This is a genomic window from Pseudomonas sp. C9 (assembly GCF_002000165.1).
GTDB lineage: Bacteria > Pseudomonadota > Gammaproteobacteria > Pseudomonadales > Pseudomonadaceae > Aquipseudomonas.
This window is the reverse complement of the sequence record NZ_MPAK01000001.1, coordinates 5260240-5283419: the sequence shown is the minus strand read 5'-3', so window position 1 is coordinate 5283419 and position 23180 is coordinate 5260240. Positions and strand designations below refer to the sequence as shown.

Here is a 23180-nt window from a genome sequence, read left to right as displayed (position 1 = left end):
TTGCTCCTTCGTGGATAGGGATGTGAGGGTGCGAGCCGTCACCGGCTCGCCGACCGAGCGATCCAGTCTTCGAAGCGGATCGCGCCCAGGCGTGGGTTCTTGCCAGGTACCAGCGATTGATCGTTGAGCACGGCACCGAAGTAACGTGCGTGCACGTCCGGCAAGACCTTGCGGTTGTCCCGGGTCGCCCGCAGAAAACGCCGGGCCAGTTCGTCGATCGGCATGGCTTCCGGGCCGCCGACTTCAACCGTGCCATTGACCGGCGCTGCCAGCACCACATCGACCAGCGCCGCCACCACGTCGTCGGACGCTATCGGCTGGATCAGCGCCGGCGAAACACAATATTCCTCGCCGACGGCGAACGACTGGACGATGCCTTCGACAAACTCGAAGAACTGCGTGGCACGCAGGAGGGAGTAAGGAATGCCGGACGCCTTGATCAAGTTTTCCTGCGCAACCTTGGCCCGGAAATAACCGCTGTCGGGAAGCCGTTCGCTGCCGACGATCGACAGCGCTACGTGATGACGAACCCCGGCGGCCGCTTCGGCAGCCAGCAGGTTACGTGTCGATGTTTCGAAGAAATCGAGTACGGCCTGGTCCTCCCACGACGGCGCGTTCGCCACGTCGACAACGATGTCAGTACCATCCATCGCTGCGGCCAGGCCTTCGCGGGTGATGCTGTTCACACCCGTGCTGGGGCTGGCGGCGACCACGTCATGGCCGCGCTTGCGAAGGATGTTCACAAGTTTCGATCCGATGAGGCCGGAGCCTCCGATAACTACGATCTTCATGGCTTTTCTCCACTTGTCGACTGCAATCATTGCGTCGGTGTAGAGAGGTTGCGCGCGCGTGCACGGCAAGTCCTTGCAGCAAGCTTGGATTTACCTTCGTGAACGCTTGGATTTGCGTCCAGAGAAGCGGTTATTCGTCCATCCTCACCGTGGACCATGCAGGGGGTTTCGAGCTGACGTATTATCAATCTCAACTAAAATATCGCCAGCGGCCTGGGACACGGAGTTGAAGGCGCTTTGCCAGGGGAAGCCCACTTTGCAATTCGCGTTTGAAGATTTCGTGCTCGATCAAGAGCGCCGGGAATTGACCTTGCGTGGGCAAGCCGTGGCCGTCGGGCCACAGACCTTCGATCTATTGCAGTATCTGGTGAACAACCGCGATTGCGTTGTCAGCAAGGACGACCTGCTCAGGGCCGTGTGGAGCGGCCGGATCGTCTCGGAATCGACGATCACCAGCCACATCAATGCGGTGCGCAAGGCCATCGGCGATACGGGCGAAGAGCAGCGCCTTGTCCGCACGGTCGCCCGCAAGGGTTACCGTTTTGTCGGCGAGGTAGAACAAGCGCGAGCGCCTGGCGAACCAGGCATCGGCGAACACACGCCCTTCACCCCCAATGAACTCCCCCCTGCCGTGCTCACCCTTCCGGACAAGCCCTCCATTACCGTCCTGCCCTTCCAGAATCTGAGCGGCGACCCAGAGCAGGAATACTTCGCCGACGGCGTGGTAGAGGACATCATCGCCGCGCTCTCGCGGATCCGCTGGCTGTTCGTCATCGCGCGCAATTCGAGCTTCACCTACAAGGGTCAAGCGGTGGACATCCAAGGCATCGGTCAGACGCTGGGCGTTCGCTACGTGCTCGAAGGCAGCGTGCGCAAGTGCGGGAACAAGGTGCGCATCACCGGGCAACTCATCGACGCGACAAGTGGTACGCATATCTGGGCGGAACGCTTCGAAGGCCTGCTCGACGACATCTTCGAGCTGCAGGATCAAATCGCCGAAAGCGTCGTCGGTGCCATCGCGCCGCAACTGGAACGGGCAGAAATCGAACGCGCCAAACGCAAACCCACTGAAAGCCTCGACGCCTACGACTATTACCTGAGAGGCATGGCAAAACTGCACAGCGGCACCCGTGAAGCCATCGCGGAGGCGCTGCCGATGTTCTACACGGCCATCGAACTCGATCCGGAATTCGCTTCGGCCTATGGCATGGCCGCCTGGTGCCACTTCTGGCGCAAGCTCAACGGCTGGATGACCGACCGGCCGGCAGAAATTGCCGAAGGCACACGGCTCGCGCGCCTGGCGGTGACACTCGGACGCGATGATGCCGTCGCGTTGACCCGCGGCGGGCATGCGCTCGCTCATCTGGCCGGTGATGTCGATGGAGGCATTGCGCTGCTCGACAGGGCGCGCCTGCTCAATCCCAACCTCGCCCCTGCCTGGTTCCTGGGCGGTATCTTGCGTGCACTGCGCGGTGAAACAGAAGGCGCCATCAAGGACTTGACCCATGCCGTTCGCTTGAGCCCGGTGGACCCCGAAATGTTCAGGATGCAAATCGGAATGTCGCTCGCGCACTTCTTCGCCGGCCGCTTCGATCTCGCTGCGCAATGGGCGGAAAAAGCCTTGGGCAACCTGCCCAGTCTGCTGGCCCCGGCGGCTCTGGTGGCAGCCAGCTATGCGCTCAGCGGACGAATGGACAAAGCGAAGCAGGCAATGCAGCACCTGCAAGAGCTGGATCCGTTGTTGCGGGTTTCTAACCTTAGGGATTGGCTGCCTATCCAGCGTGCGGAGGATCTTGCACGGTTTGCGGATGGATTGCGGCGGGCTGGGTTGGCAGAGTGAGCTTGGGATGGCTGACTGTAGGAATATTGGATGTTTTATCGATTCAGGCAGAAAAGCGGTTCGCGTGTTAATCAGAACTGCCAAACCCACGATAACCATGATCGGTAGAGCGCTGCAGATTGCTTCCTAGGGTGGCAACAGGCAGAAATAGGCCAGCATGAAAAAAAATGAAAAAAGTGACTGATTTATTTTTCCATGCAAAAGGGGACGTAAAAATCTGTCCCCATTTTTTCATGAACTCAACGACGATCGTTCCAAACCAGAAGCAACATGTCCGCTCCGCTATTGCAAAGGCACATATATATCGGTCTGCCATTGATCCTGCGGTGTCTCTTGGGAAATGCTTAGATAATCGAAGAACAACGGCTGGTCTCGAAGCTCCTCGCCGCTGGTAGGGAGCCAGTCGCGATAGATCGGATAGATCGATTCGCCGATGTGATCCGTCGAGCCCACGTGACGCACCACGACGCAGCGCCCGCCAGGGATAACTCTCTCGATTACGCCGAAATCATTCGCTGCTACTGCCTCGTGAATCTCGCCGCAGATTGCAAACCGGAACTCTTCGGCCGGAGTCGTATCGGGGTTGCCGGAAGGAATACCAAAGCTGCGACTGGATGCCACCGGCGACTGTCCGCTCTGCATGCGCCACTCGATAAATTTACGCACGCTCTCATTAATGGACCCGGGCGCTCCGCAATGCTCGAGTGCTGCAACCCTGACTTCGTGAAACTCCACAATTCGTATCTGCATGATGATGTTCCTGGAAAAATGAGGGATGGTGAACACCGCACTCCAGACCTGCCAATTGGGTTGCTTCCTGAATGCACTCGGCGTCATACCGAACGCCCGCCTGAACGCCCTGGAAAATGCTTCGGGGCTTTCGAAACCCGCACCGAAAGCGGCGTCCAGCACCGAGTAATTCGCGAGAGAAGACAAGCAATGCGCCGCGCGTCGTAGTCGCATCAGTTGTACATAACGTGAAACTGGCACGCCCACGAACGCGGTGAATTGGCGATGGAAGTGAAACGCCGAAAAGTTCGCGACTTCGCTCAACGTCTTCACGGACAAGTCACCTTCGAGATTGGCGTCGATGTAGGCGAGTACCAGGTCGAAGCGTTTTGTGTAGGCGGCGTTGCTCGGCAAGTCTGGCACTGGATGGAGGCTCCGGGAAATACGGTAGGCAATAGAGTCGACTATACCGGCGTGCCCGCGCCTAGCCGTGTTTGCTCAGGTCGCGATTGAATGGCCTGTTCGACATGGCCGCCTTGGATGCACCGTCTTGAAGGCAAGCGGGCAGTTCATCTGAGCCTCCGATTGTTAAATTCTGTACGCCCGACAGCCAAAAGTGGACTCTGCAACGTAATTGCCTGTCAGATACGTCTCCCTTTCGAGTTTTCACATAGCTTGGGCCAATAACGGACGCTGGATGATGACCGCTTCGCTCCCTGAAGCGCCAAGGAAACTCGAAAGGTATCTGCTGGCACCGTTAGATACGGGTTCAATTTGGTCGCGGCTCAGGTGGACAGGCGTTAGATCTCAAGATCCGCAAAACAGACCGCAAGTCACGAACGGCGTGGTCTGCGAGTCAATTCCGACATGTGTTGACGCCGAGGTTTGAAAACAGCAACCGGGACCGTATTTAGCGACCAGGCAAGCCTCCCCACAACGACGAAAACAACCTTTGGTGGGGTGCAAAAACTGCATCCCGTTGCGACGTCGCAACACGTTCGGTCTCCCGCGAAGTAAACGCCCTTACGAGCCGAGGGCAGCCATTCGGACGGCAAGGGGTTTGCCGTGATTCACGGGTTGAAGGACGGTAGAAACGAAAATTCGGGTAAACCGCTGGAGCGCACGCCGCGTAATTTCACACTTTGTTACCGCATACCCCATCCGGGTGTAAAAACCTGCTTTGGTAACAGCCTCGCAGGCTGCCTCACTCCCTGCGCTCACCTGCCTGCCAAGCCCTTACCAGAGCGCTGTACGCGCTTTCTCAAACGTCCAATCCGCGAATTGGCCGGGTGATTGCATATGCTTGTCTGTACAAGTATCTGCGTGTGCATAAGACATTGTGCCACGCAGTACATGCGCTCTTGCGGCACAAGCGCTTTCGATGGTCCTTGGGAATAAAATAATGAAAAAAGTATTTCTCACCCTTTCTGCATTAGCTTTGTGTGTGGCTGCCGGTTCTGCGCTGGCCAAGGAGTACAAGGAGTTGCGTTTTGGCGTCGACCCCTCTTATGCGCCATTCGAATCCAAGGCCGCCGATGGCAGCCTGGTGGGCTTCGATATCGACTTGGGCAACGCGATCTGCGCTGAGCTGAAGGTCAAGTGCAAATGGGTCGAAAGTGACTTCGACGGCATGATTCCCGGCCTCAAGGCCAACAAGTTCGACGGCGTGATTTCTTCCATGACCGCCACGCCAGCGCGTGAGAAAGTTATCGATTTCTCAAACGAGCTGTTCTCTGGCCCGACCGCGCTGGTCTTCAAGAAAGGCGCGGCCATCGGCACCGATCCGGCCTCCCTCAAGGGCAAGAAAGTCGGCTACGAGCAAGGCACCATTCAGGAAGCCTACGCCAAGGCCGTACTGGACAAGGCCGGGGTACAGACCCTGGCCTACGCCAACCAGGACCAGGTGTACGCTGACCTGATCTCCGGTCGTCTCGACGCTGGGATCCAGGACATGCTGCAAGCCGAACTGGGCTTCCTGAAGTCGCCACCAGGCGCCGACTTCCAAGTCAGCGAGCCGGTCGAAAGCCCGCTACTGCCAGCCAAAACCGCCGTGGGTCTCACCAAAGGCAACGCCGAGCTCCAGGCCTTGCTGAACAAAGGTATCAAGGCGCTGCACGACAATGGCACCTATGCGGCCGTCCAGCAGAAGCACTTTGGCGATCTGAATCTCTACAGCGGCAAATAATGACCCTGCGCCCATTTCCGGATGGGCACTTTATTGATTGAGGTAGGGCTGCTCAATGCTAGAAAACCTATTGCAGATTCTTGGGCTGTCAGGCTTTAGCCTTAAGGGTTTCGGCCCGCTGTTGCTGCAAGGCTCGTGGATGACTGTCAAATTATCCTTTCTGTGCTTGCTGGTGAGCGTTGGCCTGGGCCTGATCGGCGCCAGCGCCAAGCTTTCGAAATCGGCACTGCTGCGCGTCCCTGCGCAGGCCTACACCACGCTGATTCGCGGCGTGCCGGACCTGGTGCTGATGCTGTTGATCTTCTACAGCCTGCAAACCTGGCTAACCTCGTTTACCGATTTCATGGAATGGGAATACATCGAAATCAACCCCTTTAGCGCCGGGGTCATTACCCTGGGTTTCATCTACGGGGCGTATTTCACCGAAACCTTCCGTGGCGCCATCCTTGCCGTACCGCGAGGGCAGATGGAAGCGGCTACCGCCTACGGCCTGACCCGCGCTCAGCGCTTTCGCTTAGTGGTGTTCCCGCAAATGATGCGTTTTGCCCTGCCGGGCATCGGTAATAACTGGATGGTGATCCTCAAGGCCACCGCACTGGTGTCGATCATTGGCCTGGCCGATCTGGTCAAAGTGGCCCAGGACGCGGGCAAGAGCTCCTATCAGCTGTTCTTCTTCCTGATGCTGGCCGCCTTGATCTATCTGGTGATAACCACCGTTTCGAACTACGTCTTGCGCCGGATGGAAATCTTCTACGCCGCAGGCACCCGGGAGGCCGTGCGATGATCGAGCTACTGCAGGAATACTGGAAACCTTTCCTGTTCCAGGACGGCAATCACATCACCGGGCTGGCCATGACCCTCTGGCTGCTCAGTGCTTCGATCTTCTTCGGCTTCGTGATGTCGATCCCGCTGTCGATCGCCCGGGTCTCGACCAATGTCTGGGTGCGCTGGCCGGTGCAGTTCTACACCTATCTGTTTCGGGGTACGCCTCTCTATATTCAGCTGCTGATTTGTTACACCGGCATTTACAGCCTGGCCGCGGTGCGTGCTCAGCCGGTACTGGATGCGTTCTTCCGCGATGCGATGAACTGCACCATCCTGGCCTTCGCCCTGAACACCTGCGCCTACACCACAGAGATCTTCGCTGGGGCCATTCGCAGCATGAACCACGGTGAAGTCGAAGCGGCCAAAGCCTACGGACTGACCGGCTGGAAGCTGTACACCTACGTGATCATGCCGTCCGCCCTGCGTCGCTCGCTGCCTTACTACAGCAACGAAGTGATTCTGATGCTGCACTCGACCACCGTGGCCTTCACCGCGACCATTCCGGACATTCTGAAAGTCGCGCGAGACGCCAACTCGGCGACCTTCCTGACCTTCCAGTCGTTCGGGATCGCCGCGTTGATCTACCTGGCAGTCACTTTCTCCCTGGTCGGCCTGTTCCGCCTGGCTGAACGCCGTTGGTTGTCTTTCCTCGGCCCGGCTCACTAAATTCAGGATGCTTGTTCATGTACAAACTGACCGTTGAAAACCTGCACAAAAGTTATGGCAACCATGAAGTCCTCAAGGGCGTTTCGCTAAACGCCAAGACCGGCGATGTGATCAGCCTGATCGGCGCCAGTGGTTCGGGCAAGAGCACCTTTCTGCGTTGCATCAACTTCCTGGAGACGCCCAACGACGGCGCCATGAGCCTGGATAACCAGCCGATTCAAATGGTCCATGATCGCCACGGAATGCGCGTGGCCGACGCCAATGAACTGCAACGCATCCGCACTCGCCTGGCGATGGTGTTCCAGCACTTCAACCTGTGGAGCCACATGACCGTACTGGAAAACATCACCATGGCCCCACGCCGGGTGCTGGGCGTCAGCAAGAAGGACGCAGAGGATCGCGCCCGGCGCTACCTGGACAAGGTCGGTTTGCCGGCACGGGTTGCAGATCAATATCCGGCGTTTCTCTCGGGTGGTCAGCAGCAACGGGTCGCCATTGCCCGTGCCCTGAGCATGGAACCGGAGATCATGCTGTTCGACGAGCCGACTTCGGCCCTGGACCCGGAACTGGTGGGCGAAGTGCTCAAGGTGATCCAGGGGCTGGCCGAAGAAGGCCGCACCATGATCATGGTGACCCACGAAATGAGCTTTGCGCGCAAAGTGTCGAACCAGGTGCTGTTCCTGCACCAGGGGCGGGTCGAAGAGCAAGGTGCGCCCGAGGACGTATTGGGCAACCCCAAAAGCGAGCGCCTGCAGCAATTCCTCAGCGGCAACCTGAAGTAACCTGAGCGCCTTCGAGCGACGGCAGGGACGCTCGAAGGCGCTGGCTCAACCCTCAAAACGCCCACGTTCAACCTGAGCAATCAGTGTTGCCGGCATCCCTGTGATGCCGTAGCCGCTGACGAGCCGCGGCCAACAGATCAGATCGCTTCGCTTCAAAACAAGGAACTCTGTCTGAGCAGCCACCCACTCTGGAACCAAGATATCCACCAACGCCGCATTGCTTTCTCAATCCGTGGTCAGCGACTCGGGGCGATTTCAGTCTGACGTGGCAGATAGGAATTGGCCGGTAGCTAGAGAAGCTACGAAAGGTAAAGTGGAGCGCATAGCTGAACCTCTGCTGCGCGGGGCAACCAACCGCTTCTAAAACTAAAGAACTGAGAGGTTGGCTATGACGGCGAACGAAGATCTGATTGATTGGAATGGCCGCTGGCGTATCTCTAACAGTGCGGTGTCTTGCAGAGCGCTTCCAACTCGCAAGCCAACGTAGGGAGAGGGGCCTGAGGGAATACCCAGAGGCAAGCCTCAGAAGCCCACGCCTTTTAAGCAGGAGCAATGCGCCGGCTGGCTCCGTTAACTGGAAATCAGCAAGCCTTTGAAACGCATCACGTCGACAAGGCAACCCGTCCTATCCCGGCAAACTCAACTTCCACTTGCACCCCGGCCGACGCCCAGTAGATACCGGTCCAGCTACCAGTAGCCACCAGGTCGCCGGCTCGCAAGGGGCTGCCCAGCGCTGCAGCGTGACGCGCCAGCCACGGCAGCGAACTCAGCGGCTCACCGAATGGATGGCTGCCAACGCCGACGAATTCAGGTTCCCCGGCCACCCGCAACGCCACCTGTTGTCTTGACCAATCCGGCATGTCCCCCAGCGCTTGCGGTGCACCGAGTACCAGCGCGCGGTTGAGTTGCTGGTCAGCCAGCCGAAGCAGTGGCGCGGCCTGATCGCCCTGCAGCCAGCGCGTGCCACACAGTTCGATGCCCGGCATCCACACATCGACCGCCGCACAGGCCATGGCCAGATCAGTGTGCAGGTCGAGGTCGCGCGACAGGCGCACGATCAGTTCACCCTCGATCCCGAAACCGAAGGCATCGCCCGGCGGAACCTGCCAACCCGACGGGTGTACCGCCATTGCCGGCACCCCGGCGGCGCTGATCAACCCTCCCGGAGCGCCGCCCAGTTTCCAGACCGCTGGCGGCCCGGAGGCGAACCAGCCGAGGGCATCCGCTACCTGGCGCTGCACGGCATAGGCTTCGGCTTCGTTAGCCAGTTCCAGGGTTGGCAACGGTTGTTGGCGCCCCTCACGCCAACCACGAATCAGGATGGCAGCCACCTGCGCGACCGCACTCACAATGGCAACTCAGTCTTGCGTCGGCGCAGTTGCGCGGGTGCCGGGCGCTCGCACGGCAGAAACCGGCCGCGACCCGCCTCACCGCGCGGCTCGCCGTCCCAGACCACCTCACCGCGAGACAGGGTCATGGCCGGCCAGGCGCTCAGCGTCATGCCGGCGTAAGGCGTGTAATCGACGTTGTGGTGCAGCATTTCGTTGCACAGGTGCACCGACTCACCTTCGTTCCAGATCACCAGGTCGGCATCAGCACCAATAGCGATGCTGCCCTTGCGCGGATACAACCCATACATCTTGGCGGCATTAGTGGAGGTCAGCGCAACAAAGCTTTGCGGGGTGATGCGCCCGCTGCGCACGCCTTCGGACCAGAGCAGTGCCATGCGGGTTTCGACACCGGGAATGCCGTTGGCGATCTGGTCGAACGACACCTCTTCACCGTGGGCCTTCTTGCCATTCGGGCCATCGAAGCGAAAGGGTGCGTGGTCTGACGAGAAAATCTCGAACGAGCCGTTCTCCAGGCCGTCCCAGATCACCTGCTGGTTTGCGGCATCGCGCGGCGGCGGGCTGCAGATGCACTTGGCACCTTCGAAGCTGTCGTCACACCCCAGCGAGTCGGCGGTCAGGAACAGGTACTGCGGGCAGGTTTCGGCGTACACCTTCAACCCCTGGCTCTGGGCCCAGCGAATCTGCTCCACGGCCTCGCGACCCGACACGTGCACGATCAGGATCGGCACGTCCACCAGCTCGGCAAGGGCGATGGCACGATGGGTCGCTTCGCGTTCCACCAGCATCGGCCGCGACGCGGCGTGGTAGCGCGGCGCAGTCAGCCCGGCCGCCAGTAGTCGCTCGGTAAGCCAGGCGATGCAATCGCTGTTCTCGGCGTGGAGCATCACCATGGCGCCCTCACGGCGCGCGACCGACAAGGTCTCGAGAATCTCCCGGTCGCCCAGCTTCAGCGCATCGTAGGTCATGTAGATCTTGAACGATGTATAGCCTTCAGCAATCAAGGCCGGCAGTTCTTCACACAGCACCTGCGGGGTGGGGTCGGTGACGATCAGGTGAAAGGCATAATCGATCACCGGCTTGTTACCCGCCCGACGATGGTAGTCATCGACGGCAGAGCGCAAGCTTTCGCCCTTCTGCTGGCAGGCGAACGGGATGACGGTGGTGGTGCCGCCGCAGGCCGCCGAGACCGTGCCGCTGAAGAAGTCATCGGCCATCACCGAGCCGTCGCCAGTCGGCTGGTCGAGGTGCACGTGGCTGTCGATGCCACCGGGGGTGACATGCCGGCCTGCCGCGTCGATTTCCTGGTGACCTTGCGGCAGGTCCAGGCCAAGGGAGACGATGCGCCCATCACGAATACCGATATCGCTGGTGAACGTGTCCGCGGCGGTTACCACGCGGGCGTTGCGAATCACCGTATCAAAAGATTGCATATCAATCAGGCCTCTTCCAGAAGTAACCGGCCCCAGCCGATCAGGCGGCGCGTGTCTACGCCCTTGGTTTTCAACAGGTCCCAGACCGCTGTGGTAACGGTGTCGAATACCAGCTTAGTTAACCATCACCTCGTCCAGAGCCTGCGCGAGGGTGCTGACCGTGCGTTCGATATTGCGCAGCTTTTCGAGTCCGAACAGACCGATGCGGAAGGTCTGGAAGTCGGCCGGTTCGTCGCATTGCAACGGCACTCCGGCGGCGATCTGCAGGCCGTGGTCGGCAAATTTCTTGCCGTTCTTGATGTCGGCATCATCGGTGTAGCTCACCACTACGCCGGGGGCCTGAAAGCCGGCTGCGGCCACGCTTTTGATGCCTCTGCCGGTCAACATTGCGCGCACCTGATCGCCCAGCGCCTGTTGTTCGTCGCGGACCTTGTCGAAACCGTAGGCTTGCGTCTCTTTCATCACTTCGTTAAATCGCGCGAGGGAATCGCTGGGCATGGTCGCATGGTAGGCATGTCCGCCCTGTTCGTAGGCCTGCATGATCTGAAGCCACTTTTTCAGGTCGCAGGCGAAGCTGCTGCTTTGCGTCTGCTCGATGCGCTCGAGGGCCAAAGCACTGAGCATCACCAGGGCGCAGCAAGGGGAGGCGCTCCAGCCTTTCTGCGGTGCGCTGATCAGCAAGTCGACTGCGCATTTGTGCATATCCACCCAAAGCGTGCCTGAGGCGATGCAGTCCAGCACGAACAGGCCACCCACCGCATGCACGGCGTCGCCGACGGCCCGCAGGTAGTCGTCGGGCAGGATAATCCCTGATGAGGTTTCAACGTGGGGGGCGAAGACAATCTGCGGCTTCTGCGCCGCAATGGCGGCCAGCACTTCCTCCAGAGGCGGCGGGGCGTAGGCCGCCTGGCGACCAGCCTCGACCGGTCGGGCTTTGAGCACCGTAGTGGCCGCCGGGATGTTGCCCATCTCAAGGATCTGGCTCCAGCGATAACTGAACCAGCCGTTGCGTATCACCAGGCATTGCTGGTCGGTGGCAAACTGTCGCGCCACCGCTTCCATGCCGAATGTGCCGCTGCCCGGGACCACCGCAACAGCCTGGGCGTTGTAGACCTGTTTCAAGGTCTTGGAAATGTTCTTCATCACGCCTTGAAATGACTGCGACATGTGGTTGAGCGAGCGGTCGGTGTAGACCACTGAGTACTCGACCAGCCCCTCGGGATCGATACTGGGATATAGCTTTGACATGGGGTGACTCCTTTGGCAGAGATGTCAGTGGTATCGACCCTGCCTTAAGCCTTGGCAAATGACAAGATTGCTCGGGATTGAATGGCGGCTTCTGTCGAGCGGCTGGCTGTTCCCCCTCAACTCTTTCAACACAGTGGGGAATAGCGCTTTATTTTTTGATCCGGCGTGATTGCCACGCAATCAAGTTCGTTCAAGCCAGGCACGGGCGATTTCTTCGCGCGTAGCAAACCAGACACCGCCGTGTTGTTTTGCGTACTCGATGAATTGCTTGATCGCCCTTACCCGCCCGGGACGGCCCACCATACGTGGGTGCAACCCGATGGACATCATGCGTGGTCCTTCAGCCGACTCCTCATAAAGGACCTCAAAGCTTTCTTTCATGTATTCGAAAAAGTCCGATGCCTGCGACAGCCCCGGAGAGTTCCAGTAGCGGAAATCGTTCACGTCGGCGGTGTAAGGCACCACCAAATGACGCTTACCCTCGACTTCGACAAAGTAGGGAACATCGTCGTTGTAGGCATCGGAATCGTAGAGAAAACCGCCCTCCTCAGCGACCAGCCGACGGGTGTTGACGCTGGCGCCATACCGGCAATACCAGCCAACGGGTCGCTTGCCACAGGTGCGTTCGAATGACTCGATTGCCAGGCGTATGTGCTCACGCTCCTGTTCCTCGGTCAGGCGAAACACTTCCTCCCAGCGATAACCGTGACTGCAAATCTCATGGCCACCCGCGACGGCGGCGCGAGCCACATCAGGGTTCTGCTCAAAAGCCACTGCGCAGGCATGAAAAGTTGCGCGAACCGATTGCTGGTCGAGAATATCCAGGATTCGCCAGATCCCGACGCGAGAGCCGTACTCATACATCGATTCCATCGCCAGATTGCGTGTGCCGTCGGGTATTGAATAGCTGCCCCATTCGGTCATTGATTCCTGGTCCGGGTCGCCCATGGCGAGCGAGCGTTCGGAGCCTTCTTCGTAGTTGATCACCAGGCTGATGGCCAAACGTGCGCCATTCGGCCAGGTGCCTTGCGGGCGTTGTCTTCCGTAACCCACTAAATCGCGTGCAGGTGAAACCATCGGGATATTCTCCTGAAGTGACTGGTTAAATAAGTACGTGGTGAAAGTCGCGACTTAGCAGTCGATATCTTTCAGCCGGTCGTGGCTAAAGGTGGTGTCCGATTGCCACTCGCTGAAGGCCAGCCCCATGGCCAGGGTTTGCGCAATACAGAACGAAGCGGTGAGCGAGCGAAATCCCAGTAATTCGGCGTCATTGACCTCAATCACCGTATCGGCCATCTGCCCGATAGGGCTCAGAACACTGTCAGTGATCGCTACCAGCGTCACGCCTGCTTCCCGCGCCTGACGACAAGCCTCAACGGTGTCATTGGCGTACGGTGGAAAGCTGACGGCTATCAGCAAATCATCATCGGCAATGGCGCTGACCTGCTCCGGCAACGTGCCGCCAGCACCGCTGATGTGCACGGTTCGCCGGCCCACACGACTCAACGCGTAGCTCAGATACGCCGCCACCGGAAAGGCACGGCGCATACCGATGACGAAGGTAGTGCGCGCGACTTGCAGATGGGCGATGGCGGCTTCGATATTGGCCTGCTCGCCGCCTTCGGCCAGGTGTTCCAAAGAAACGATATTGGCCTGGCTGAACTCACGCAGAATTCCGCCGACGTCACTCGGGTCCTCCAGCAACGTCTCACCGCCGTAGTGCCGAATACGCTCGCTGTGGGTGTCGGCAGCCTGTTGCAACGGTGCGCGGAAAAGCCGCTGCAAATCCTTGAAACCTGCAAAGCCAAGCGCCTGAGCCAACCGAATATAAGCGGAAGGCGCGATGCTAGAGCGCTTACCCAGTTCGGCTACCGTATTGAGTGCGATTTCATGCGGGTTGTCGATCAGGAATCGGGCAGCATCGCGCAGACGACCGGTCAGTTGTTCGTGCTGGGCCGCTATACAGTCACGCAGCTCTGCAAGGGTTTCAGGTAAGGCCATAATGAAGGCTCGTAAAATTAGAAGTGTGTACGCCGGTCAACGCAACGCATTGATTGCTTGATCCAGCGCAGTGATGAGGCGGTCGACTTCTTCCAGCGTGTTGTAATGCGCCAACGACACCCGCACTACCCCGCCAAACTGGTCAAGCCCAAGGGCTTCGATAAGTCGCCGTGCATAGAAGTCACCAAAACGAATGCCGATCCGATGCTCATCGACCCTACGCACAACAGCCTCTGACTGAACGCCCTCAACCACGAAACTGATCGTTGGCACTCGATTGCTGGTATTCGCTTTGCCAATGATCCGAACGCCCTCGCGCTGGCGCAAAAATGCCAGCAGACGCTCGGCGAGCAAATCCTCCTGCACCTCGAAGGCATCGAACGCAGCCTGCATGCACTTGCGCTCGCTACCTTGCGCGCCAAGCCGGGTGCTGATGTCGAGCAAATAGTCGGTAATGCCGATGCAACCGAATGACAACTCGTAGTTGACGTTGCCCGGTTGCAATTTGTAAGGCACCACATCCTGACCGATAAAGAAGTGGTTAAGACTCGGCAATTCCAGCAACAGATAGCGGCGTCCCCAGAGTACGGCAAAGTGCGGGCCGAACGTTTTATAGAAGCTATAGACGTAGAAATCGGCGCCGCTGGCCTGAACATCCACCAGACGGTGTGGTGCATAAGCGACGGCGTCCACGCACAGCTTGGCGCCCACCGCATGGACACGCCGCGCAACCTCGGCGACTGGATTGACCGAGCCGAGAATATTCGAGGTGTGGGTCATGGCCACATAACGGGTTTTGTCATTGAGCAAGACCTGCAGGTCATCCAGCTCCAGCTCACAGCTGTCGCGGTTGACCTGCCATACGCGCAAGGTCGCACCACGGTCTTCGCAAAGCTTGACCCATGGGCCGATGTTGGCCTCGTGATCGCAATTGGTGACGATGATTTCATCGCCCTGGACAATTGACGGTGCGATGGCGCGACACAGTATTTGCAGCAAGTGGGTGGTCGAGCCGCCCATGATCACTTCTTCGGGATGCTCGGCATTGATCAACTGCATCACCGAGTGCCGTGCCTGCATCACTCGCGCCCCAGCGTCGACGGAAGGTTGGTAAGAAGCGCCCAGTTGCACGCTGCTGTTAAGCAGGTAATCCGTGACCCGGTCAGCGACGGCACTCAGCACCATCGAACCACCGGCGTTGTCCATGTAGGCATAACCATCGGCCAGACCTGGAAATTGCTTGCGAACGTAATCAATATCGAGAGGATTCACTCTACTTTCTCCAGCCTGAGTCAATGGTGCAAGATGGCCTGCAGGAACGCTTTTGTACGAGGTTCCTTAGGTGCGGTAAAAAACGGTTCAGGGATGTTCTGCTCAACAATGCGTCCGCTTTCCATGAAGATCACCCGGTCGGCGACCCGGCGGGCAAAGCCCATTTCGTGAGTCACCACAACCATCGTGACGCCGGAGCGAGCAAGGTTCTGCATGACATCGAGTACTTCGCCAACCATTTCCGGGTCCAGTGCCGAAGTCGGTTCGTCGAACAGAATTGCGCGAGGTTCCATGGCCATGGTTCGGGCGATGGCAACCCGTTGTTGCTGGCCGCCGGACAATTGGCTCGGGTATTTGTGGGCGTGATCGCCCATGCCGACCTTCACCAATAGTTCCTTGGCCCTGGAGTGCGCATCACGCCGACTCAGCCCGCGAACACGGATCGGCGCCAGCGACACGTTGTCGAGAACAGTGAGGTGCGGATAGAGGTTGAAGCTCTGAAACACCATACCTACTTCACTACGGATGGCGCTCAGTCGCGGACCGTTTTCAACCCGCTCCCCCCCCACGCGAATATCGCCCTGCTGGTAGTCTTCAAGCAGATTGATGCAGCGAATCAAGGTCGATTTCCCCGAACCAGACGGGCCAAGAATGACCACCACTTCACCCTCTTCAACCTGCAAATTGATATTGCTTAACGCCTTGAAGCTGCCGTAGTACTTGTCGAGTTTTTCGATGTCAATCAACGTACTCATGCGGTTTTTCCTCCAGAGGCGTTACGACGCTCAACCCAGCTGACCATTTGTACCAGCGGCAACAGCAGCAACAGATACAGCAAGGCAGCCCCTACCAGCGGTGTCGGGTTGGCAGCCAGTGCCTGCGCCTGGGTTGCCTGCTTCAGCAAGTCAGGCATGGCGACGACTGAAGCGAGCGCCGTGTCTTTCATGACGTTGATGCAGTTGCTCGTCATGGGTGGCATCACGATGCGGATGGCCTGTGGCAAAACTACGTCGCGCATGGTGTTGAAGAAACTCATGCCTTGAGAAGCCGACGCTTCGAATTGGCCACGGGGAATGGCCTCGATGCCCGAACGAAAAATCTCCGCACTGTAAGCGCAGGAGACCAGCGAGAGCGCACTGGCAGCGGCCGCAAAAGACGACAGTCGAATGCCGACAAAAGGCAGCGCGTAATAGATGAGTACCAGTAAAACCAGCAGTGGAATAGAGCGCATGATATCGATGTAGATACGTGCAAGCGCTCGAACAGGTGCGTAGGAGTACAACCGCAGCAATGCCAGCAAAAGCCCGCCCACCAGGCCCAGGGCAATGCTCACCACCCCAAGCAAAATGGTCACGCCCAAGCCGCGCATCATCAGCGGAAGCGAATCGACGAGCACGTTCCAGTTGAAGAATGTCTGCAAAAGATCCATGGGATACCTCGGTCAATACAAGTGGCGAACAGGCGTCGCCACTTACATGCATCAGCAGCAGGGCTTACTTGAGGACGGCGGTCACTTTCAGGGTGCTCGAATCTTTATCGGCGTCGGCGCCGAACCACTCTTTGTGGATTTTTCCGAGCGTGCCGTCTTCTTTCATCTTGCTGATGATGTCGTTGACCTGATCGCTCATCGCCCAGCCTTTGGCGTGCATCAGTGAGTAGCGTTCACCGGTGGGAATACGCGCCACGATGGAGTATTGCGGTTTGTCCTTGATGTAGTAGAGCACCGCAGGAATGTCGCTGACGTAGCCATCGATTCGTCCGGAAGCCAGATCGAGCATGGCCGGCGATAGCCCTTCATAGCGCGAGACATCGGCGAACTTGTACTCGTCCTTGTGTTGGCCGATCCACATGTCGCCGGTAGAGCCAGTGTCGACACCAACCACCTTGTCGTTCATGTCGGCCAGGCTTTTGACCTTGGAAGTGGTCAGTGCGGTGAGCGACTGGTCGCTGTCGAAGTAAGGCTGCGCAAAGGCTACCGACTCCAGACGTTTCGGAGTGATAGTGATTGATGAGATAGCGATTTCAACACGTTTGGATTGCACGGCACTGAACAGGCCGTTGAAGGGAATATTGACGAACTCGACGCTTTTTCCGGCGCGTTTGGCCACTTCTTTTACAACATCGACTTCGAAGCCGACAAATTCACCTTTGGCGTCCTGAAACTCCCAGGGCACGTTGCCAACGTTAGCACCTACGGTCCAGTCAGCGGACCAGGCTGGTAGAGAAACTGCGGCCGTCATGAACAATCCCAACATCACTTTCGTTTTCATGTTTGCTCCCGATTGTTTGTTTTTTTAGGTGCTAACAGCGGTTGATCTCGTACAACGTGGGACCGAGAGTAAATCAATGAATTATTTATTTCAACACCACTTGTCTGTGAATTATTTACTCCGTAGCCATCTTTAGTTTTCCTTAAGCGTTACGTCCAAAGGGCTGGTTACGGTCAGAACCGACCAAGGTGGCCGCGCGCAGCAGAATTCGCGGCAGGCAAAAAACGGCCAAAAGCAGCCGTTCAGCCCTTCGTGTGCAGCCACCCATGGCGCCATAGATAGCTGCGTTCGTACGTGATCAAACGTAACCTCACTCAACCAAGCCTTCTCGAACCATGTCGAAGAAGGTGGTCAGGATACGCCGTGAACTCTGCGCGCGCAGGCAGACCAGAGTCTCGGTGAAGCAGCGCTGGCAATCGATGATGGGCAAACCGCGAAGCCGCGAGTCCGAGCCAAGCTCGGCCGCCGACACGACACCAACGCCCATGCCAATCGCCACGGCCTCACGTGCCGCTTCACGCCCTTCCACTTCGATCGCCTTGCGAATATGCAGGCCCGCTGCTGCCATTTCCTCCTCCAGGGATAGGCGGGTGACTGAACCTTTTTCCCGGAGAACCAGGGGCGTGTCATCCAAATCAGCGAGGCTGATTGATTGGCGTTGTGCCCAAGGATGGTCAAGCGAAACGAAAGCGTGCATCGGATCGCTCCGCAGGTGCAATGTCTGAAGGCGTTCATCTTCGATGTTGCGTCCCAGCAGGGCAATGTCTGCCTGATGGCCGAACAACCGTTGCAACACCTCATCAGTATTGGCGGTTTCAATCTTCACATCGATACCGGGGTAGCGACTGCAAAAGCGTGCGACATAAGGCAACACATGCACCGGCGCATCCACCGCCAGATTCAAGGTTCCAGTCGAGAGGGTGCGGTAGTCCATCAGCATGTCGTGGGCATCCACACTGATATCGAACAGACGCCGGGTCAGGCCGAACAGCCGTTCCCCCACTTCCGTCAAGCGCACCAGACGCTTGTCACGGTAGAACACCATCACCCCGTAGTAATCCTCAAGTTTGCGAACCTGGTCGGACACCGCCGGTTGAGACAGGCAAAGCTGTTCGGCCGCCCGCGTGAAACTGCCGTTGACTGCAACGGCGTGGAAAGCCTTGAGCTGGGTATGGGAAATAGTCATTGGGGAAGTCTTTGCATAGGTTCAACTTATTCATGCATACGTTAAATCGATTTTATTTATAAACGATGGACTGCAAACATGGTTTTCGCAAGTCCACAGAGCACTGTCTTCAACAGTGCCACCCCTCGTACCCACCGGGAATGCTTGATGGAAATTGAACGTTTCGCCGCGATAAAACGCCGTTCGGACATGGTCCGGTACGACAACCATCTCTACATCGGAGGCCAAGTCGCCACGGACCTCAGTGGCGATATCGAAGCACAGACTCACGAGGTGCTCGCCGGTATCGAGCAGCTATTGTTGAATGCCGGTAGCAGCCGCAAGCAGGTGCTTTCGGTGCGCATCCTGCTCGCCCATCGCGAGGACTATGCAGGGCTCAACAGGGTCTGGGACGAGTTCTTTCCCGAAGGCCATGCCCCCACACGAGCTTGCACCCTGGCGGATTTGATCGACCCCGGTTGGCGCGTGGAAATGATTGTGGTCGCCGCGTGCGCCTGATTGCGTCCTGACTATTGCCCCGAATCAATCAACGGAGATGACCCAATGCGCCCCTACTGGCTCGACCAGGCTCTGCAAAACCAATCCGCCACGCCTTGTCCGCCGCTGCAGCAGGACACCCGCACCGATGTCTGCATCGTCGGTGGCGGTTACACAGGCTTGTGGACCGCGGTCATGATCAAGGAACAGAACCCCGAACTGGACGTTGTCATCGTCGAAGCCGACATTTGTGGTGCCGGCGCCAGCGGGCGCAACGGCGGCTGCGCGCTGTCCTGGTCGGCCAAGTACTTCACCCTGGAGCGCTTATTTGGCGTCGAAGAGGCGGTACGCCTGGTCAAGGAATCGGAGCAGAGCATTTACGCCATCGGCAGCTTTTGCGAAAAGTACGGGGTTGATGCCGACTACCGTCTCGATGGCACGCTCTACACCGCGACAAACCAGGCCCAGGTCGGCTCGACCGACGGGGTGATCGCAGCGTTGGAGCGCAATGGCATCAACTCTTTCTCCAAATACGCGCTAGCTGACGTGCAGCGTATGGCGGGTTCGACCCGGCACATTGAAGGCTGGTTTTCGCCAGCGGCTGCCAGTGTGCAGCCGGGCAAGCTGGTGCGCGGTCTGCGTCGGGTCGCGCTGGATCTAGGCGTGCGAATCTACGAAGGCTCGCCGATGACCGGCCTGGAACAAGGGCTGCCGGCCACCATCAAGACTCAGGGCGGGAAAGTGGTCGCCGATCGCGTAGTGCTGGCGATCAACGCCTGGATGGCACGGGCTTTTCCAGAATTCGAACGTTCAGTAGCCATCGTCTCCAGCGACATGATCATCACCGAGCCGCGACCTGATCTGCTCGAGCGCATCGGCCTGACCAACGGGGTTACCGTGCTCGACTCGCGGATCTTCGTGCACTACTACCACAACACCCCGGACGGCCGGATCATGCTCGGCAAAGGTGGTAACACCTTCGCCTACGGCGGGCGCATGCTGCCGGTATTCGACCAACCGTCACCCTACGCGGGGTTGTTGCGTAACACCCTCGCGGAGTTCTTTCCGGAATTTGCCGATGTTGGCATCGCCTCCACCTGGAATGGCCCGTCCGATCGCTCGGTCACGGGGCTGCCTTTCTTCGGCCGTATGGGCACAAATGGCAATATTTTCTATGGTTTCGGCTATTCCGGTAGTGGCGTCGGCCCCTGTCATATGGGAGGGCAAATCCTCTCATCCCTGGTTTTGGGGTTGGACAATCCTTGGACACGCTCGCCACTATTGCAAGGCCCCCTCGGCCATTTCCCACCGGAGCCTATTCGCTACCTGGGCTCACTGATGGTGCGCAACGCCGTTCGCCGCAAGGAGCAAGCGGAAGACCACAATCAACGGCCAGGTCGACTGGATGTGCGTCTGGCAAAATTCGCCGCGGCTGCCGGCAAGGCGGACAAGGGGTAAAGCCTCGATCACACAGCGAAACCTTTACGCTTGCCAACAAAAAACCGCCGGGCTATTGGCCGGCGGCTTTTCTGTTTTCAACACTTTCAGGACGCAGGCGCGGTGCGCTTCGATTAATCTTCGCAATAGAGTTTTGGTACCCGGCGCAGGTTGCAGAAGATCTGATAAGGAATCGTGTCCGCGGCCGCCGCCACGTCGCTGGCGAGGATATCTTTGCCCCACAACTCGACGGGCGAACCGAGGCCGGCTTGCGGTACATCGGTCAGGTCGATGCAGAGCATGTCCATCGACACGCGGCCGATCAACTGGCTGCGCTGCCCGGCCACCAGCACCGGCGTACCGGTGGGTGCCTGACGCGGATAGCCGTCGGCATACCCCATGGCCACCACCCCCACACGCATCGGCTTGGGTGTAATGAATTTCGCACCGTAACCAATTGGTTCACCGGCCGGCAGTTCACGCACACTGATCACTTTCGACTCCAGCGTCATCACCGGTTGCAAGCGTGAGGCGACTGCGTTGGCTTCTTCAAACGGCGTCGCGCCATACAGCATGATGCCCGGACGCACCCAATCGCTCGGAATCTGCGGCCAACCCAGCACCGCCGGCGAATTGCGCAGGCTGATCTCGGCCGACAAACCCTGACGCGCCGCTTCAAATACCGCAACCTGCTCGGCGCTGGACTGCTCGTGCAGTTCATCGGCCCGGGCGAAGTGGCTCATCAATACAACCTTTGCCACCTTGCCGCTGGCCAGCAGCCGTTGATAGGCCGCCTGATAATCCTTTGGATGCAAGCCCACCCGATGCATGCCCGAATCCAGCTTTAGCCAGACCGTGATCGGCTTGCTCAGCGAAGCTTTCTCGATGGCTTCAAGCTGCCAGAGCGAATGCACCACACACCAGAAATCATGCTCGACAATCAGCGACAACTCGTCAGCTTCGAAGAACCCTTCCAGCAGCAGGACCGGCGCACGAATGCCGGCCGCGCGCAGTTCCAGTGCCTCTTCGATACAGGCTACGGCAAACCCGTCCGCCTCGGCTTCCAGCGCCTGGGCGCACCGCACCGCGCCATGGCCATAGGCATCGGCCTTGATCACCGCGAGGGCTTTGGCTCCCGTGACTTCACGGGCAATTTGGTAATTTTGACGCAGGGCTTGAAGGTCGATCAGGGCACGGGCAGGACGCATGGTGGCAGCCTTTATTGGCAGTTTCATGAGAAATGAAAACCGACGCTGTCACACGGCGATTTCGCCGTGCGCAACGCTTGGTGTCGAATTGGCTTATACGTTCTCGCTCATTGTTGAACTGGCGCTGGAGCGCCCTGCACTGCTGGCTCCGATGTACCACTGTCGTAACGGGAAATATCGAGGCCTTCGGCGCTGATCTGCGGCGTTCTTTTCGCCATCAGGTCAGCCAGCAAGCGACCGGAGCCACAAGCCATGGTCCAGCCGAGTGTGCCGTGACCGGTGTTCAGGAACAGGTTCTTGAACGGTGTCGCGCCAACGATCGGCGTGCCATCCGGGGTGGTCGGACGCAGGCCGGTCCAGAAACTGGCCTGGGCCAGATCGCCGCCCTGAGGATAAAGGTCGTTGACGATCATCTCCAGGGTTTCGCGCCGACGCGGGTTCAGCGACAGGTCAAAACCGGCAATCTCCGCCATGCCGCCGACGCGGATGCGGTTGTCGAAACGGGTGATCGCGACCTTGTAGGTCTCGTCGAGAATGGTCGAGGTCGGGGCCATGGCCGGGTTGGTGATCGGCACGGTCAGCGAGTAACCCTTGAGCGGGTACACCGGCGCCTTGATCCCCAGCGGCTTGAGCAATTGCGGCGAGTAGCTGCCGAGCGCCAGCACGTAGCGGTCTGCGGTTTCCAGCTTGCCATCGATCCACACACCGTTGATGCGATCACCGGCGTAGTCGAGTTTCTGGATGTCCTGGCCGAAGCGGAATTCCACACCCAGTTTCACCGCCATTTCGGCCAAGCGGGTGGTGAAGATCTGGCAGTCGCCGGTCTGGTCGTTCGGCAGGCGCAGGGCGCCGGCGAGGATGTCGGTGACGCTGGCCAGCGCCGGCTCAACGCGGGCAATGCCGGCGCGGTCGAGCAGTTCGAACGGTACGCCGGACTCTTTCAGCACCGCGATGTCTTTGGCGGCGCCATCCAGTTGAGCCTGGGTGCGGAACAATTGGGTGGTGCCGAGGCTGCGGCCTTCGTAAGCAATACCGGTTTCGGCGCGCAATTCGTCGAGGCAGTCACGGCTGTACTCGGACAGGCGGACCATCCGCTCCTTGTTCACCGCGTAACGGCTGGCGGTGCAGTTGCGCAGCATCTGCGCCATCCACAGGTACTGATCGATATCGGCAGTGGCCTTGATCGCCAGCGGTGCATGGCGCTGCAACAGCCATTTGATGGCTTTGAGCGGCACACCCGGCGCCGCCCACGGCGAGGCATAACCCGGCGACACCTGGCCTGCGTTGGCGAAACTGGTCTCCAAGGCAGCAGCCGGCTGCCGATCCACCACCACCACTTCATATCCGGCACGCGCCAGATAATAAGCACTGGCGGTACCAATCACACCGCTACCAAGCACCAGTACGCGCATGTTCATTCCCTCTAAGTGGCTAACCGCTGAAATTGTTGTAGGTCTCGTTCGGCGCAGTCTAAGAAAGAA

At 58.8% G+C, this 23180-nt stretch carries 22 protein-coding genes; 7 read left to right on the top strand and 15 right to left on the bottom strand.

Going from position 1 to position 23180, the window contains the following annotated elements:
* Positions 1–38 precede the first annotated feature (38 nt).
* Positions 39–791: an SDR family oxidoreductase gene (locus tag BMS17_RS24715; RefSeq protein WP_046031497.1), complete on the bottom strand. Its 753-nt coding sequence runs from the start codon at positions 789–791 to the stop codon at positions 39–41.
* Positions 792–1047: 256 nt separating this feature from the next.
* Here BMS17_RS24715 and BMS17_RS24710 point away from each other — a divergent pair, with 256 nt between their 5' ends.
* Positions 1048–2631, top strand: coding sequence for a winged helix-turn-helix domain-containing protein (locus BMS17_RS24710; protein WP_046031498.1), 1584 nt, complete (start codon positions 1048–1050; stop codon positions 2629–2631).
* 282 nt (positions 2632–2913) lie between these two features.
* On the opposite strand, the gene BMS17_RS24705 is transcribed toward BMS17_RS24710, so the two are convergent.
* Complete coding sequence (locus tag BMS17_RS24705) at positions 2914–3783, bottom strand: GyrI-like domain-containing protein (RefSeq protein WP_046031499.1); 870 nt, start codon at positions 3781–3783, stop codon at positions 2914–2916.
* A 979-nt stretch (positions 3784–4762) separates the two neighbouring features.
* Here BMS17_RS24705 and BMS17_RS24695 point away from each other — a divergent pair.
* From BMS17_RS24695 to BMS17_RS24680, 4 genes are read left to right on the top strand one after another with little or no spacing between them, the layout of a single operon-like run.
* Positions 4763–5545: a transporter substrate-binding domain-containing protein gene (locus BMS17_RS24695; protein WP_077431982.1), complete on the top strand. Its 783-nt coding sequence runs from the start codon at positions 4763–4765 to the stop codon at positions 5543–5545.
* 55 nt (positions 5546–5600) lie between these two features.
* Positions 5601–6329: an ABC transporter permease gene (locus BMS17_RS24690; RefSeq protein ID WP_077431981.1), complete on the top strand. Its 729-nt coding sequence runs from the start codon at positions 5601–5603 to the stop codon at positions 6327–6329.
* Positions 6326–7036, top strand: coding sequence for an ABC transporter permease (locus tag BMS17_RS24685; protein ID WP_046031502.1), 711 nt, complete (start codon positions 6326–6328; stop codon positions 7034–7036). Before BMS17_RS24690 ends, BMS17_RS24685 begins: the two co-directional genes overlap by 4 nt.
* Before the next feature lie 17 nt (positions 7037–7053).
* The gene (locus BMS17_RS24680; protein ID WP_046031503.1) at positions 7054–7818 is read left to right on the top strand and encodes an ABC transporter ATP-binding protein; all 765 of its coding nucleotides are present in this window, start codon (positions 7054–7056) and stop codon (positions 7816–7818) included.
* Positions 7819–7863: 45 nt separating this feature from the next.
* Here the strand turns inward: BMS17_RS24680 and BMS17_RS24675 are convergent, their stop codons facing one another.
* The 11 genes from BMS17_RS24675 to BMS17_RS24625 form a co-directional block, all read right to left on the bottom strand.
* Positions 7864–8025 (bottom strand): efflux RND transporter periplasmic adaptor subunit, encoded by a 162-nt coding sequence (locus BMS17_RS24675; protein WP_221174460.1) that lies wholly within the window; start codon positions 8023–8025, stop codon positions 7864–7866.
* Between the two features lie 395 nt (positions 8026–8420).
* Entirely contained in the window at positions 8421–9167 is a 747-nt protein-coding gene (locus tag BMS17_RS24670; protein ID WP_077431980.1) for a 2-keto-4-pentenoate hydratase, read from the bottom strand.
* Positions 9164–10600 (bottom strand): dihydropyrimidinase, encoded by a 1437-nt coding sequence (hydA, locus tag BMS17_RS24665; protein WP_046031505.1) that lies wholly within the window; start codon positions 10598–10600, stop codon positions 9164–9166. The genes BMS17_RS24670 and hydA overlap by 4 nt, the downstream gene beginning before the upstream one ends.
* 114 nt (positions 10601–10714) lie before the next feature.
* Positions 10715–11848 (bottom strand): aminotransferase class V-fold PLP-dependent enzyme, encoded by a 1134-nt coding sequence (locus BMS17_RS24660; RefSeq protein ID WP_077431979.1) that lies wholly within the window; start codon positions 11846–11848, stop codon positions 10715–10717.
* A gap of 180 nt (positions 11849–12028) precedes the next feature.
* Positions 12029–12925, bottom strand: coding sequence for an allantoinase PuuE (locus tag BMS17_RS24655; RefSeq protein ID WP_046031507.1), 897 nt, complete (start codon positions 12923–12925; stop codon positions 12029–12031).
* Between the two features lie 54 nt (positions 12926–12979).
* Entirely contained in the window at positions 12980–13849 is an 870-nt protein-coding gene (locus BMS17_RS24650) for a MurR/RpiR family transcriptional regulator (RefSeq protein WP_077431978.1), read from the bottom strand.
* Between the two features lie 36 nt (positions 13850–13885).
* Positions 13886–15121 (bottom strand): cysteine desulfurase-like protein, encoded by a 1236-nt coding sequence (locus BMS17_RS24645; RefSeq protein ID WP_046031509.1) that lies wholly within the window; start codon positions 15119–15121, stop codon positions 13886–13888.
* 20 nt (positions 15122–15141) lie between these two features.
* Complete coding sequence (locus tag BMS17_RS24640; protein WP_077431977.1) at positions 15142–15876, bottom strand: amino acid ABC transporter ATP-binding protein; 735 nt, start codon at positions 15874–15876, stop codon at positions 15142–15144.
* Entirely contained in the window at positions 15873–16550 is a 678-nt protein-coding gene (locus tag BMS17_RS24635; RefSeq protein WP_027923846.1) for an amino acid ABC transporter permease, read from the bottom strand. The genes BMS17_RS24640 and BMS17_RS24635 overlap by 4 nt, the downstream gene beginning before the upstream one ends.
* A 64-nt stretch (positions 16551–16614) precedes the next feature.
* Positions 16615–17391, bottom strand: coding sequence for a transporter substrate-binding domain-containing protein (locus BMS17_RS24630; protein WP_077431976.1), 777 nt, complete (start codon positions 17389–17391; stop codon positions 16615–16617).
* 310 nt (positions 17392–17701) lie between these two features.
* Positions 17702–18577, bottom strand: a complete 876-nt coding sequence (locus BMS17_RS24625; protein WP_046031513.1) for a LysR substrate-binding domain-containing protein — start codon at positions 18575–18577, stop codon at positions 17702–17704.
* 147 nt (positions 18578–18724) lie between these two features.
* Between BMS17_RS24625 and BMS17_RS24620 the strand changes: the two genes are divergently transcribed.
* Both BMS17_RS24620 and BMS17_RS24615 read left to right on the top strand, forming a co-directional pair.
* Positions 18725–19075, top strand: a complete 351-nt coding sequence (locus BMS17_RS24620) for a RidA family protein (RefSeq protein WP_046031514.1) — start codon at positions 18725–18727, stop codon at positions 19073–19075.
* 45 nt (positions 19076–19120) lie between these two features.
* Positions 19121–20512 carry an FAD-dependent oxidoreductase gene (locus BMS17_RS24615; RefSeq protein WP_077431975.1) on the top strand — a complete coding sequence of 464 codons (1392 nt, stop codon included), beginning with the start codon at positions 19121–19123 and terminating at the stop codon, positions 20510–20512.
* 113 nt (positions 20513–20625) lie between these two features.
* Here BMS17_RS24615 and alr read toward each other — a convergent pair whose 3' ends face one another.
* Complete coding sequence (alr, locus tag BMS17_RS24610; RefSeq protein WP_046031516.1) at positions 20626–21699, bottom strand: alanine racemase; 1074 nt, start codon at positions 21697–21699, stop codon at positions 20626–20628.
* 107 nt (positions 21700–21806) lie between these two features.
* Entirely contained in the window at positions 21807–23111 is a 1305-nt protein-coding gene (gene dadA / locus BMS17_RS24605; RefSeq protein WP_046031517.1) for a D-amino acid dehydrogenase, read from the bottom strand.
* Between the last annotated feature and the right edge of the window lie 69 nt (positions 23112–23180).